Origin of the sequence: Pseudomonas sp. ICMP 8385, from assembly GCF_002699915.1 — a bacterium.
GTDB classification, from domain to species: Bacteria; Pseudomonadota; Gammaproteobacteria; order Pseudomonadales; family Pseudomonadaceae; genus Aquipseudomonas; species Aquipseudomonas gessardii.
Genome location: NZ_LKBY01000092.1, coordinates 27,676 through 41,251, shown reverse-complemented (window position 1 = coordinate 41,251; position 13,576 = coordinate 27,676). Strand labels below are relative to the sequence as shown.

14 protein-coding genes are annotated in these 13,576 nt (G+C 62.0%); 2 read left to right on the top strand and 12 right to left on the bottom strand.

Annotation, left to right across the window (positions count from 1 at the left end):
- Positions 1-29 precede the first annotated feature (29 nt).
- The 5 genes from AO268_RS11445 to AO268_RS11425 all read right to left on the bottom strand — a co-directional run bounded on the left by AO268_RS11445 (position 30) and on the right by AO268_RS11425 (position 4,658).
- Entirely contained in the window at positions 30-1,019 is a 990-nt protein-coding gene (locus AO268_RS11445; RefSeq protein ID WP_099168740.1) for an ABC transporter ATP-binding protein, read from the bottom strand.
- Positions 1,016-1,816: an ABC transporter permease gene (locus AO268_RS11440; protein WP_029292823.1), complete on the bottom strand. Its 801-nt coding sequence runs from the start codon at positions 1,814-1,816 to the stop codon at positions 1,016-1,018. The genes AO268_RS11445 and AO268_RS11440 overlap by 4 nt, the downstream gene beginning before the upstream one ends.
- Positions 1,803-2,648 carry an ABC transporter permease gene (locus AO268_RS11435; RefSeq protein WP_099168739.1) on the bottom strand — a complete coding sequence of 282 codons (846 nt, stop codon included), beginning with the start codon at positions 2,646-2,648 and terminating at the stop codon, positions 1,803-1,805. The genes AO268_RS11440 and AO268_RS11435 overlap by 14 nt, the downstream gene beginning before the upstream one ends.
- The gene (locus tag AO268_RS11430) at positions 2,645-3,451 is read right to left on the bottom strand and encodes an alkaline phosphatase family protein (protein ID WP_099168738.1); all 807 of its coding nucleotides are present in this window, start codon (positions 3,449-3,451) and stop codon (positions 2,645-2,647) included. The genes AO268_RS11435 and AO268_RS11430 overlap by 4 nt, the downstream gene beginning before the upstream one ends.
- A gap of 139 nt (positions 3,452-3,590) precedes the next feature.
- Entirely contained in the window at positions 3,591-4,658 is a 1,068-nt protein-coding gene (locus tag AO268_RS11425) for an ABC transporter substrate-binding protein (protein ID WP_099168737.1), read from the bottom strand.
- Between the two features lie 350 nt (positions 4,659-5,008).
- On the opposite strand from AO268_RS11425, the gene AO268_RS11420 reads away from it, so the two are divergent.
- Positions 5,009-5,722, top strand: coding sequence for a UTRA domain-containing protein (locus AO268_RS11420; RefSeq protein WP_099168736.1), 714 nt, complete (start codon positions 5,009-5,011; stop codon positions 5,720-5,722).
- On the opposite strand, the gene AO268_RS11415 is transcribed toward AO268_RS11420, so the two are convergent.
- The 7 genes from AO268_RS11415 to minC all read right to left on the bottom strand — a co-directional run bounded on the left by AO268_RS11415 (position 5,698) and on the right by minC (position 12,502).
- Positions 5,698-7,875: a mechanosensitive ion channel family protein gene (locus AO268_RS11415; RefSeq protein WP_099168735.1), complete on the bottom strand. Its 2,178-nt coding sequence runs from the start codon at positions 7,873-7,875 to the stop codon at positions 5,698-5,700. The two genes, AO268_RS11420 and AO268_RS11415, sit on opposite strands and share 25 nt — an antisense overlap.
- Before the next feature lie 72 nt (positions 7,876-7,947).
- The gene (locus AO268_RS32705) at positions 7,948-8,124 is read right to left on the bottom strand and encodes a hypothetical protein (protein WP_169864616.1); all 177 of its coding nucleotides are present in this window, start codon (positions 8,122-8,124) and stop codon (positions 7,948-7,950) included.
- A gap of 175 nt (positions 8,125-8,299) precedes the next feature.
- Positions 8,300-9,589, bottom strand: coding sequence for a M18 family aminopeptidase (locus tag AO268_RS11410; protein WP_029300406.1), 1,290 nt, complete (start codon positions 9,587-9,589; stop codon positions 8,300-8,302).
- 171 nt (positions 9,590-9,760) lie between these two features.
- Positions 9,761-10,396: an RluA family pseudouridine synthase gene (locus AO268_RS11405; RefSeq protein ID WP_099168734.1), complete on the bottom strand. Its 636-nt coding sequence runs from the start codon at positions 10,394-10,396 to the stop codon at positions 9,761-9,763.
- 96 nt (positions 10,397-10,492) lie between these two features.
- Complete coding sequence (minE, locus tag AO268_RS11400; protein WP_003175252.1) at positions 10,493-10,747, bottom strand: cell division topological specificity factor MinE; 255 nt, start codon at positions 10,745-10,747, stop codon at positions 10,493-10,495.
- A 3-nt stretch (positions 10,748-10,750) separates the two neighbouring features.
- Positions 10,751-11,563 (bottom strand): septum site-determining protein MinD, encoded by an 813-nt coding sequence (gene minD / locus AO268_RS11395; protein ID WP_057440689.1) that lies wholly within the window; start codon positions 11,561-11,563, stop codon positions 10,751-10,753.
- Positions 11,564-11,764: 201 nt separating this feature from the next.
- The gene (minC, locus tag AO268_RS11390; RefSeq protein WP_038447253.1) at positions 11,765-12,502 is read right to left on the bottom strand and encodes a septum site-determining protein MinC; all 738 of its coding nucleotides are present in this window, start codon (positions 12,500-12,502) and stop codon (positions 11,765-11,767) included.
- Positions 12,503-12,619: 117 nt separating this feature from the next.
- Here minC and AO268_RS11385 point away from each other — a divergent pair, with 117 nt between their 5' ends.
- Positions 12,620-13,552 (top strand): lipid A biosynthesis lauroyl acyltransferase, encoded by a 933-nt coding sequence (locus tag AO268_RS11385; RefSeq protein WP_099168733.1) that lies wholly within the window; start codon positions 12,620-12,622, stop codon positions 13,550-13,552.
- Positions 13,553-13,576 lie beyond the last annotated feature (24 nt).

Below are 13,576 nucleotides of genomic sequence, written 5' to 3'. Positions count from 1 at the left end.
GTCATGTTTCCTTAATGAACACTGCATCCTCAGGCTACCTCACACAGCGCACTGGGATCGATGGAAAGTGCCAGGCGTTGCCCGTCTGCGTGCAGATCCTGGGCCGAGCGGTTGAGCACGTCCACCACCAATTCAACGCCCCGGGCTTCGACGCGATAGCGAATCACATTGCCCAACAGGCTGTGGCTGCGCACCAGCGCATCAAGCTCGCCGCTGTGGTTCAGTTCGATGGACTCAGGACGGATCGCAATACGGCTGCTGACCGGACGCTGCAACAGCTTACTGGCTTGCTCGGCGTCCAGCAGGTTGTAGTTGCCGATAAAGCCGGCGGCGAAAGCGTCCACTGGGGCGGTGTAGAGGGTTTCGGCGTCGCCGCTCTGCACGATCTTGCCCTGGTTCATCAGGAAGATGCGGTCGGACATGACCAGGGCTTCTTCCTGGTCATGGGTCACAAAAATCGTGGTCAGCCCCAGTTCCCGCTGGATCTGGCGGATTTGTTCGCGCAGGTGTTTGCGGATCCGCGCATCCAGCGCCGACAGCGGTTCATCGAGCAGCAGCAGGCGCGGCCGGGTGACCAGGGAGCGGGCGAGGGCGACGCGCTGGCACTGGCCGCCGGACATCTGGTGCGGATAGCGCCCGGCCAGGTCCTTGAGTTCCACCAGTTGCAGCACTTCCTGGATGCGCTTGTGGCTGTCGTCGGCGTTGACCTTCTGCATGCGCAGGCCGAAGGCGACGTTCTGCTCCACCGTCATATTGGGGAACAGCGCGTAGCTCTGGAACACCATGCCGATATGGCGCTTCTGCGGGCTCAGCGGCACGATATCCTGGCCGTCCAGCAGGATCTGCCCGCTGTCCACCGGCGTCAGGCCGGCGATGCAGCGCAGCAGCGTGGACTTGCCGCAACCGGACGGGCCGAGCAGGGTCACGAATTCGCCCTTGGCGATCTCGCAGTTGATATCACTGAACACCGGGGTGGCGGCGTAGCTTTTTTGCAGGTGCTGGACGCTGACGAAGCTCATTGGCTTTTGTCCTTGTTCAAGAGGTTGGCGGCCCAGGTGAGCAGCAGCACGAAAAGGAAATAGGAAATGACCACGGCGCTGGTGAAGTGGCCGCTGCTGTTGCGCATATTGTTGAGGTACACCTGCAAGGTCTCGTAGCGCGTGCCGACCAGGATATTGGCGAACACAAACTCGCCGAACAGGAACGAGAACGACAGCAGCAACGCCACCATCAGGCCCTTGCGCAGGTTGGGCAGCACCACCAGGATCGCCGCCTGCCAGGTGCTGGCGCCGAGCAGTTGGGCGGCGTCCATCAGGTCACGCAGGTTGATCGCCTGCAGGTTGTTGGTGATCGCGCGGTACATGAACGGCAACGCCACGGTGAAGTAGCAGCCGATCAGGATCCACGGCGTGCCGACCATGGCCAGCGGCCCCGAGCCATACAGCTGCAACAGCCCCACCGACGACACCACCGGCGGCACCGCGAAGGGCAGCAGGATCAGGATATTCATCAGCGCGTCGAGCCTGGGGAAGTGGTAGTGCACCACGAACAGCAGCGGCAGGATCAGCACCACCGACAGGATCAGCGCGCCGACGCACACCAGCAGCGATTGGCCAAAGGCATGCAAAAAGCGCGGGTCGCTCCACAGTTGCACATACCACTTGAAGGTAAAGCCGGCGGGCAGGATGGTGGCCGACCAACTGCTGGCGAGGGAGTACACCAGGGTGCCGATCAGCGGCAGCACCAGGATCGCGAACAGCAGGTACACCACCACGCGATGATAGAGGGCAACGGGGCTGGCTTCAGCGCGAGACATGGTAGCTCCTCTTGAGCAGCAGTTGATGGACCACGGTGACCACGGTCATCAGCGCCACCAGGATCACGGCCAGGGCGCTGGCCATGTTCGGGTCCAGGGAAATATCGCCGGACACCATCGCTGCGATGCGGATCGGCAACACGTTGAAGTTGCCGGTGGTCAACGCATACACCGTGGCATAGGCGCCCAGGGCATTGGCCACCAGGATCACAAAGGTCCCCAGCAGCGCCGGCGTCAGTACCGGCAGGCCGATATGCCGCCAGTACTGCCAGCCACTGGCGCCCAGCAGCGCGGCGGACTCGCGCCAGTCTTCACGCAGGGCATCGAAGGCCGGGTACAGCAGCAACACACCGAGGGGGATCTGGAAATAGGTGTAGAGGATGATCAGGCCGGTCTTGGAGTACAGGTTGAAGTCCTGAATGATCCCGGCCTGCTTGAGCATGATGGTGATGCTGCCGTTGAACCCCAGCAGGATGATGAAGGCAAAGGCCAGGGGCACGCCGGAGAAGTTGCTGGTCATGTTGGCGAAGGCGGTGACGAAGTTGCGCAGTGGCGAATCCACCTTGCGCAACGAGTAGCTGCCGAGCACGGCGATGATGATGCCGAACACGCTGGAGTAGAAACTCAGCTCCAGGCTGTACTGGATCGCCTGCAGGTAGAACTTCGAGCTGAAGATCCTGCTGAAGTTGGCCAGGCCCCAGCCGAACTCTTCCGATTGCAGGCTGTTGACCATCACCCAGAACAGCGGCGCGATCTGGAACACGATAAAAAACAGGGCGAAAGGCACCAGGCACAAGGCGGCCAGCCATTTGCCACGGATCACTGAATTCACTTCAACAGCTCCTGGCAGACAGGTTTGTCGTGGGCAACGCCCAGCAGGGCGCAGACGGTGCCGCAGATCTCGGTTTGCGTGGGCAGGGCCTTGGGGTCGAGGCTGAACGCACTACCGAAGACAAACAGTGGTACTTCGCGCTCCTCCGGCAACAGGCCGTTGTGGGAGCGGTCGTTGTTCATGCCGTGGTCGGCGGTGACCAGCACCTGGTAGCCGGCGTCGAGCCAGCCTTGCAGGTAGTCGGCCAGGATAATGTCGGCCGAACGGGCGCTGTTGCGGTATTGCGCGGTGTCGAGGCCGAACTTGTGGCCGGCGTCGTCGATATTCATCGGGTGCACCAGCAAAAAGTTCGGTGTGTGCTTGAGGCGCAGGCTTTCGGCATCGGCCAACAGGTGGGCGTCGGGGTAATGATCGCTCCAGTAGAAGTGCCCATGCTGGATCGCCAGGGCCGGGTCGTCGGTATGCCGGTCGCGGGCGGCGATAAACGGCGAGCGGTTATACAGCTCGCTGACCCAATGGTAGGCCGCCGCCGCCGTGGTCAGGCCGGCCGCGGTGGCGTAATGGAAAATGCTGCGCTGGTTGGACAGGCGCGAGACGTGGTTGTGCACGATACCGCTGTCGATCGGCGCCACGCCGGTGAGGATGCATTCGTACAGCGGGCGCGAGAGCGCGGGCAATTGGCATTCCAGTTTGTACAGCGCCGCGCGCCCGGCGCCGACATAGGCCTGCAGGTGCCCCATGGCATGCCGGGCGACCTCGTAGTTCAGGCCGTCGAGCACCACAAGGATGACGTTGTGCTTCATAGGGGCAGGGGCTCCTCGGTGGTTCTTCTGGAACCGGATCAACTGTGGGAGCTGGCTTGCCTGCGATAACGGTGCATCAGCCGATACACGTGTTGAATGTCATACCGCTATCGCAGGCAAGCCAGCTCTCACCCAGGGCTTATTGCATGTTGATAATGACTTCTTCCTGCCACTTCTGCGGCAAGCCCTTGGAGGTCTTCTCCCAGGCATCGGCGTCCTTGATCGGGGTCACGCCCTTGTACTGCTCGTTCGGCAGCAGCTTGGCCTGCACTTCAGCGGGCAGGGTCAGGTGCTCGGCCCGGATCGGCCGGGCATTGCCCTTGGCCAGGTTGATCTGCCCGGCATCGCTGAAGATGTACTCGCGGGCCAGCTTGGCGGCGTTGGGGTGCTTGGCGTATTTGTTGATGATGGTGGTGTAGCCGGAAATCACCGAGCCATCCGAGGGGATCAGCACCACGTAGTCATCCGGGTTGGCCATCTTGGCCTTGTAGCTCAGGCCGTTGAAGTCCCAGACCACGCCCACTTCGACTTCGCCTTTTTCCATGGTGGCGATGGTCGGGTTGGCCAGGGAGATACGCCCCTGCTTGGCGATCTCGGCGAACATCAGCAGCGCTGGCTGGATATTCTTCTCGTTGCCGCCAGTAGCCAGGGCAGCGGCCAGCACACCGTTGGCGGCCTGGGCGGCGGTGCTCACGTCACCAATCGAGACCTTGTACTTGCCGCTCTTCAGGTCAGACCACTTGGTCGGCACTTCGGAGCCGTGCAGCAGCTTTTTGTTGACGATAAACGCGATGGTGCCGGTGTAGGCCAGGGCCCAGTTGCCGTCCTTGTCCTTGGCCCAGTCCGGGATCTGCTCCCAGGTGCTGGGCTTGTAGGGTTGGGTCACGCCCTGCTTGACCGCGATCGGTCCGAAGGCTGCGCCCACGTCACCGATGTCGGCGCTGGCATTGTCTTTTTCTGCGGCGAACTTGGCGATTTCCTGGGCCGAACTCATGTCGGTATCGATGTGCTTGAGGCCGTATTTCGATGCCAGGTCTTCCCAGGTACCGCGCCAGTTGGCCCAGTCATCGGGCATGCCGACGCTGTTCACGGCGCCTTCTGCCTTGGCGGCAGCTTCCAGGGTTTTCAAATCGGTGTCAGCGGCCATGGCGGCGGTGCACATGGCAATGGTCGAGCCTAACAGTGATGCCAGGAAAAGCTGTTTCATCCGAAGCTCCTTTGGGCGTTTTCAACGCTGCGTTTTTTTTGATGGCGCGGTGGGTTTGGTCTAGGTCAGCAATACACGAGCCAATTTAGGCGCGCTGGATGACAGTTTCATGTCGGTGTCGTTTTTAAAGCACCTGGCCAGGCGTCTGCCGGGTAAGCGTAGACCAAGGCCATGGCCCCGTAATCCCTGGACTTGGCCGATGTATTGCAGGGCGTGTGAGGTGGCGGCGCCAGGCGCTGTCATCTGTCGGTCATGTGTGATGCCTAGGCTTGCACGCAATAGCCGTCGCCCATACCCGGGGCATTTGGCGCACCCAAACAGTGCTGGCCTAGTCCAGATAGGTAACGTTGATGCGTGATGAGGCAACCAAAGCGGTGACAGCCATTGGCCTGGCGCTGCAAGAGCAGATCAGCCACGGTTTATTGAGCCCGGCGAGCAAATTGCCGGCCGAGCGCAAACTCAGTGAGTTGTTTGGTACCACCCGCATCACTGTGCGCGAAGCCTTGCTGCAACTGGAGGCCCAGGGCCAGATCTACCGCGAGGAACGCCGTGGCTGGTTTGTCTCGCCGCCCCGGCTGGCCTACAACCTGATGCAGCGCAGCCACTTCCACGCCATGGTCGGCGCCCAGGATCGTGTGCCTTCTACCGAAGTCATTTCGGCACGCCTGCAACCGGCGTCGGCCGCCGTATGCGCGTGGCTGCAACTGCCGGCGCTGTCCAGCGTGATCCAGATCTGCCGCAGGCGGCGTATTGATGGGCGGTTGGTGCTGTATGTGGAGCACTACCTCAACCCCCGGTATTTTCCGGGGATCCTGGCGTGTGACCTGAACGAGTCGATGACTGAGCTGTACGCTCGCAACTACGACCTGCACTACGGGCGCGTGCGCTTTGAAATTGTGCCGACCTCATTGCCGGTGGACGCGGCAGCAGCCCTGAAGGTCTCGGTGGGCAGCCCCGGGCTGCGGATCGCCCGGGTCAATTACGATCAGCATCAGCGCCTGATCGATTGCGACCTGGAGTTCTGGCGCCATGATGCGATTCACGTCGGGGTCGATGTGACCTGAACATCCTGCGGGCCGCTCGCCGCCGTCACCACCTGCACACTCAAGCGCGGCATCGCCAGGTCCATCCCGGCCTCATCCAGGTGGCGCTTGAGCGACAGGTTGAACGCCCGCGACACTTCCCATTGCTTGATCGGCGCAGTCTTGAAGCGCGCGCGCAGGATCGCGTTGCCGGACTCGAAGCTTTCCACGCCCTGGAACTCCAGGGGCGACCAGATATTGCGGCGTTGCAGCGGGTCTGCGCGCATTTTCTGGCCGACGTCGCGCATCAGCTTGATCGCCGTGTCGATGTCCATGCTGGCGGGCACCGCGACGCGGAAAATCGCATAGCCGAATTCCCGCGAGTAGTTCTTGATGCTCTTGATCTCGCTGAATGGGATGGTATGCACGATGCCGTCGATATCGCGCAGGCGCACGGTACGGATGGTCAGGCCTTCGACGGTGCCGAGGTGGCCGCCGACGTCCACGTAGTCATCGATGGCCAGGGAGTCTTCGATGATGATGAACAGGCCGGTGATCAAGTCCGCCACCAGTGACTGTGCGCCAAAGCCGATGGCCAGGCCGATCACACCGGCACCGGCCAGCAGGGGCGTGACGTTCATGCCCATGTTTGCCAGGGCGACGATGGCGGCGATGATAAAGATCGTTATGAACAGCACGTTGCGGATCAACGGCATCATGGTCTGCGCCCGCGCATTGGCCAGGCCTTTGCGCGAGCGGGTGAGGGCGTGGTGGATCGCGGTGTCGCTGAGGATCCAGATCAGCCAGGCGAACAGCAGGGTGCCTGCGAGGCCGAACAGCTTGACGCTGATCTCATGCCCGTCGCCCTCGGTAAAGCGGATCAGCGACCAGCCCCAGACCCGCAGGCCCAGTTCGATAAACACCAGCCATACCGCCAGGTGGGCCAGGGTGTAGACGAAGCTTTTCAGGCGCTCGGAATACAGCGCATGGCGCTTGTGCCCGCGCAGGGGCTTGAGGGCGTGGCGGCGCACCAGGCCGTTGATCACCATGCACAGCACCAGCAACACCGTGCACAGTAATGACTGGCGCAAGGCGGTGCTGGTATCGCCGGCGGACACGAAGGTGGCAAACAGCGAAATACCCACCAGCAGCAGCGCGGGCAGGTACCAGAAGGTGCCGATGATCTCGATCGTATCGCTCAGGGCGCGGCGGGTCAGGCGCCGGGACAGCGGCTGGTTGCGGATCAGGTGCGCGATGGGCCGGCGAAAGCGCAGGATAAACACGCCGGTGGACAGTGCAGCCAGCACATTGGCGAGCGTCGCGGCGCTGTGGGCCAGGTGGGTGCCCAGGGCTTCGGTCAGGCGCGGATCGCTCAAGGCCTCGCCGAAGGCGGCGAAGCTGCCGATCAGCCACAGCGGGCGAAATGCCTGGTGGCGCAGGATATACAGGGCGCGGTGACGGTGCGGGCCGTCGAGCACGGAAAAGGCGATGACACAGATCGCCGAAAAACACGTGCCGATCACCAGCGCGTACGCCAGCACCATCGCCAGGGACTTGCCCAGGGACGAGGGCAGGGCGTAACTGAGGTAGACGGTGATCACCAGGGCAATCAGCCAGGGGCCGAGCTTGCGCAAGGCAAAGCGCAGCATGTCCCAGGTCTTGGGGTGTTGCGGCAGCTCTTCGCTGAGGCCAAAGCGCAGGCGCACCCAATGGCCGAGCCAGATCAGCGCGGCGGCCAGCAGGCTCCAGAGCAGCAGCACCACGGCAAAGCCAAAGATGATCGGCAGCCATTCGCTGGCGGGCAGCATCAGCGCGGCCAGCTCGCTCTTGGCCTGGTCGAACTCGACGGACCAGCGGTTGAGCGGGCTGTCGGCGCCGGCAAACTGTTGTTCCAGGTTGGCCAGGGTGCCGCCGATCAAGCTCAGTACCCCTTGATCGGCCTCCGGCTGGGCCTTTTTCGTGGCTTCGCGCAGCTTTTTCAGGTCGGCCAGCAGCTTGGTGCGCTGCTGGTCGTTTTCCAGGGTCTTGATCACCTCGTCCAACGACTGGCCCAACGGCACGTCGGCCTGTGGCTGGGCTTTGGTGCCGCTGCCCAGGATGCCTGGCAGGCCGACTGCCTGGGCAGGGGCGATGGGCAACAGGATCAGCAGGCACAGAAGCAGGCAGTGGTGCAGGGCAAACAGACGGGCAAGCACGAGGCGGTCAACCTTGGAAACGACAGATCGCCCGAGTGTACGAGGGCGCTATGCCCAATGCGAGTGCATTTGTTATTCGGCCAGTTTCGCGAGGATCCGGTAGACGATGGTGGCGAGGATCAGCAGCATGCCGATCCACATGCCAAACACACCGAGGTTCTTGTCGCGGAAGTTGAAGCCCACGGCCAGCAGGATCATGCCCGCGAGGATGGGGATGAGCATGGCGTGGAAGGCGGACATAGAGATCATAGTGGGGACGACCTTGTCGTAGAGAGATGCCTGTCAGTTTAGGCGGGATTGGCGCGGGGTGCCTTGATGTGGGTCAGATAGCGCCGCAGTGCGCTCGAAATCGCCATCGCGGGCAAGCCCACTCCCACACCCAATGTGGGAGCAGGCTTGCCCGCGATTGGCCGCAGCGCCATTGTCAGGGCAGGTCGCGACTCGCATAAAACGCACTCAGTACCTTCACCAGGTGCGCCAGGTCGTGGCTGCCGCACAGCTCGCGGATCGAGTGCATGGCGAAGGTCGGCAGGCCGATATCCACAGTGCGCACGCCCAGGTGGCTGGCGGTGATCGGGCCGATGGTCGAGCCACAGCCCATGTCGCTGCGCACCACGAAGCTCTGCACCGGCACTTCTTCGGCCATGCACAGGTGGCGGAAGAACCCGGCGGTTTCGCTGTTGGTGGCGTAGCGCTGGTTGCTGTTGACCTTGATCACCGGGCCGGCATTGAGTTTTGGGCCGTGGTTGGCGTCGTGCTTGTCGGCATAGTTGGGGTGGATGCCGTGGGCATTGTCGGCAGACACCAGCAGCGACTTCTGAATCGCACGTACGAACTCATCACCTTCAGGCAGCAGGCGACGCAGGGTCTGTTCCAGCATCGGGCCGTCGGCACCACAGGCCGAGCAGGAGCCGACTTCTTCGTGGTCGGTACACACCAGCACGCAGGTTTCGTCGGTCTCGCTGGTGAGCAGGGCTTGCAGGCCGGCGTAGCACGACAGCAGGTTGTCCAGGCGGGCGCCGGCGATAAAGTCGCCATGCAGGCCAATCACCGCCGCGCCTTGGGTGTCGTAGAAACTCAGCTCGTAGTCGAGCACCACATCAGCGTTCAACCCATGCTCGCGAGCCAGTTGGTCGGTGAGCACGGCGCGAAAGTCCACGCGCTCGTCACCGGCAAACTGCGCGAGGATCGGCGGCAGCTCGGTCTGGGCATTGATCGCCCAGCCCTGGTTGGCTTCACGGTTCAGGTGGATGGCCAGGTTGGGGATGATGGCGATGGGCAGCTTGAAGTCGATCAACTGGCTTTCGACCTTGCCGTCACGCCGGAACGTTACGCGCCCGGCCAGGGACAGGTCACGGTCGAACCACGGCGCCAGCAGCGCGCCGCCATAGACTTCCACCCCCAACTGCCAGAAGCCCTGGCGTTGCAGCTCGGGTTGCGGCTTGACCCGCAGGCACGGGCTGTCGGTATGGGCGCCGACCAGGCGGATGCCATCGTGCAGGGGCGACTGGCGGCCCATCTTGAAGGCGATGATCGAGGAGTCGTTGCGGGTCACGTAGTAGCGACCGTTGGCCTCGGTGGTCCAGGTCTCGCGCTCGTCGAGGCGCTGGAAACCGGCAGCTTCCAGGCGCTGGGCCAGGGCCGCAGTGGCATGAAAGGGAGTGGGAGAGGCCTTGAGGAAGTCGATCAGGCCTTGGTTCAACGCTTCGCGCATAAGTAGCTCCAGACAGCAATGGCGCGAGTTTACCGTCCGATGTGATAAGTGCACAGAACAAATGTGGGAGCGGGCTTGCTCGCGAATGCGGTATGTCAGTCGCGCAATAAGCTAACTGATCCACCGCATTCGCGAGCAAGCCCGCTCCCACATTTTAATTGCGTTTACCGATTAGAACGGCGCAGGGCACTCGAACCGCAGGCGCTCGCCGCTTTGCGGGTGGGTGAAGCTCAACATGCTCGCGTGCAGGCACAGCCGTGGCCAGGCGGCCAGGGCCTGTTCGTGGGCATACAGGCCATCACCGAGCAACGGGTGGCCGATGGACAGCATATGCACCCGCAGTTGGTGCGAGCGCCCGGTAATCGGCGTCAGCTCGACCCTGCACCAGTCCCCGCAACGTTCCAGGACTTTCCAGAAGGTCAGGGCATGCTTGCCGAATTCATGGTCCACCACATGCCGCGGCTTGGTCGGTGGGTCATAGCGCAGCGGCAGGTCGATGCTGCCGCTGTCCAGCTGCGGTTGGCCCCAGCATAAGGCGGTGTAGGCTTTTTCGGTTTCGCGGTCGTGAAACTGGCGGGACAGTTCGCGATGGGTGTCGGCATCCCTGGCCAGCAGGATGATCCCCGACGTTTCCCAGTCCAGGCGATGGACGATACGGGCCTCTGGGTAACCGTTTTCCTGCAGGCGGGTGATCAAGCAGTCCTTGTTGTCGTCGGCCCGACCGGGCACCGACAGCAGCAGGGTAGGCTTGTTCACCACCAGGACAGCGGCATCCTGGTGAAGGATATGGATAGTGGACAACGGCATTAAACAGCCTCGTAACAAACGCCAACGGCGGCTCGGCCACCCGGTTCCCCAAGGGGGATCAAGGTGACGGAGCCGCCGTGGCGACCGCCTGTTCGATCAACGATCAGGCAGGGTGATATTGAGTTCCAGAATCGAGCAGCTGCCGTCGTTTTCCAGGGCGACATGCACGTCATCGTTGCCGATATTGACGTACTTGCGGATCACCTCCACCAGTTCCTTCTGCAAGGCTGGCAGGTAGTCCGGGGTGCTGCGTTGGCCGCGTTCGTGCGCCACGATGATCTGTAGACGCTCTTTCGCTACCGATGCGGTGCTTGGCTTTTTGTTGGCGCGAAAGAAGTCGAGAAATTTCATTGTTTAATTGCCTCCAAACAGGCGCTCGAAGAATCCCTTCTTCGCTACATCGAGGAAGCGGTGCTCCACGGTTTTTCCCAACAAGCGATCGACGGCATCGCTATACGCCTGGCCGGCGTCGCTCTGGTCGTCGAGGATGACCGGTACGCCCTGGTTGGATGCCTTCAGCACCGCCTGGGATTCCGGGATCACGCCCAGCAGGGCCACGGCCAGGATCTCTTTGACGTCTTCAACGCCGAGCATTTCGCCCTTGCTGACACGGTCAGGGTTGTAGCGGGTCAGCAGCAGGTGTTCCTTGATCGGGTCTTCGCCCTTCTCGGCGCGCCGGGATTTGCTGGCCAGCAGGCCCAGCATGCGGTCCGAGTCACGTACCGAGGACACTTCCGGGTTGGTCACGACGATGGCTTCATCGGCGAAGTACATCGCCAGGTGAGCACCGGTCTCGATACCTGCCGGGGAGTCGCAGACCACGTACTCAAAGGTTTCCTTGAGTTCCATCAGGACTTTTTCCACGCCTTCCTTGGTCAGCGCGTCTTTGTCGCGGGTCTGGCTGGCGGCCAGTACATACAGGTTCTCAAGGCGCTTGTCCTTGATCAGGGCCTGTTGCAGGTTGGCTTCGCCGTTGACCACGTTGACGAAGTCGTACACCACGCGGCGTTCGCAGCCCATGATCAGGTCGAGGTTACGCAAACCGACGTCGAAGTCGACGATGACTGTCTTGTGGCCGCGCAGAGCGAGGCCGGTACCGATAGCGGCGCTGGTGGTGGTCTTACCCACACCACCCTTGCCGGATGTAACCACGAGAATCTTGGCCAAGGTGTTTCACCCCTAAGGAAAAAGGACCTCTCAGTCCCTGAAAAACATCTCTTGAAACTCGCTGCAGGCGGACAGCCTTCGTAGGAAAAAGATGTGCTTCCTGTAGGGGAAGCGCCAACTTTCAATTATTCCTACGCAAGTCTTGCCGGTTTCGCTGTGCTATCAGAGTCCAGAGATGCTTGGAAAATGCGGCAGTATCCGTTAAAGACGGATGATGTTCAACACATCGCCCGACAGGCTGACTTGTACCCCGGCCCCCCACAGCGGATCACGGCGCAAATCTTCCGAAACCTTGTACTGCCCGGCGATGGACACCAGCTCAGCGCTCAATTGCTGGCAGAAAATCCGTGCCTTGGTATCGCCCTTGACCCCAGCCAGTGCCCGACCGCGCATTGGGCCGTATACATGGATGTTGCCATCGGCGAGAAGTTCCGCGCCGGGACTGACCGGCGCGACCACCACCAGGTCGCCGCCCTGGGCATAGATCTGCTGCCCGCCGCGTACGGGAGAGGTGATGATCCTTGTAGGCTTGATCGTCGGCTCTGGCGGTTTTTCCGGTTTTTTCTTCACTTCACCTTCCACCGGGTCGAGCACACGCTCGCGGGCACCGGACGGTGGCAATACTGGCAGTTCAATAGCGATGGCTGCCGCGATGTCTTCGATACGGCTGGCGCGAATGGCCAGGGTGCGCAGGCCATGCTGGCGGCAAACGCGCATCAGCCCGGGCAGGTCAACCGCGCCCTGGCCGGCCGGCAATTTATCCAGGGCCAGCACCAGCGGCGCGTTGTTGAAGAAGTTCGGGGCCAGGGCGACCTTGGCGGCGAGCTGGCGGTCCAGGGCATCAAGGTCGTTACGGGCCAGTTCCAGCACAGTAATGGCGAGCATGCTGCCTTTGAGCTGGAAGACGGGATCTTGGTCTAGCGATTCGGTTTGGCTCATGGTCGGCAAAGCGGCTTGTCACGAAAAGTGTCGAGACTTATAACGAGAACAACCGCTAGCCGCAAGCCGGGTCGAACCGTTGTAGAATGCGCGGCCCTGTCTTTACCGGAATCTGTAATGGATCGCCCGCGTTTTCGAGCTGTGTTTTTTCACCCGCGTTTCTGGCTGCTGTGGCTGGGGCTCGGCCTGCTGTGGCTGATCACTCAGTTGCCATACCGGGCGTTGCTGGGAATAGGTCGTGTGCTGGGTGCGTTTATGTACCGGGTGGCCGGTGAACGTCGACGCATTGCCGCGCGAAACCTGGAACTGTGTTTCCCACAGATGTCCGCGCAAGCGCGTAAACATTTGCTCAAGGAAAACTTTGCCTCCACTGGCATTGCCTTTTTCGAGATGGCCATGAGCTGGTGGTGGTCCAAACAGCGCCTGGCACGCCTGGCCCATGTCGAAGGGCTGGAGCACCTCAAGCAGGCGCAACTGGAAGGCAAGGGCGTGATCCTCATGGCCCTGCATTTCACCACCCTGGAGATTGGCGCGGCCTTGCTGGGCCAGAAGCACACCATCGACGGCATGTACCGTGAGCACGGCAACCCGTTGTTCGACTTTATCCAGCGCCGTGGCCGCGAGCGCCACAACCTCGATTCCCTGGCGGTAGAGCGTGAAGACGTGCGCGGCATGCTCAAGCTGCTGCGCGCCGGCCGGGCGATCTGGTACGCCCCGGACCAGGACTATGGCGCCAAACAGAGCATTTTCGTGCCGTTGTTCGGCATCCAGGCGGCGACTGTCACCGCCACCAGCAAGTTCGCGCGCCTGGGCAAGGCGTTGGTGGTGCCCTTTACCCAGCAGCGCCTGGCCGATGGCAGCGGCTACCGCATGGTGATCCATCCGCCGTTGCGCGACTTCCCCGGTGAATCCGACGAAGCCGATTGCCTGCGCATCAACCAATGGGTGGAAATTGCGGTGCGCGAGTGCCCCGAGCAATACCTGTGGGCCCATCGCCGGTTCAAGAGCCGGCCACCGGGCGAACCCAAGCTGTACGAAAAACGCCGCTGAACAAACGGATTGTCCCCCACCCAT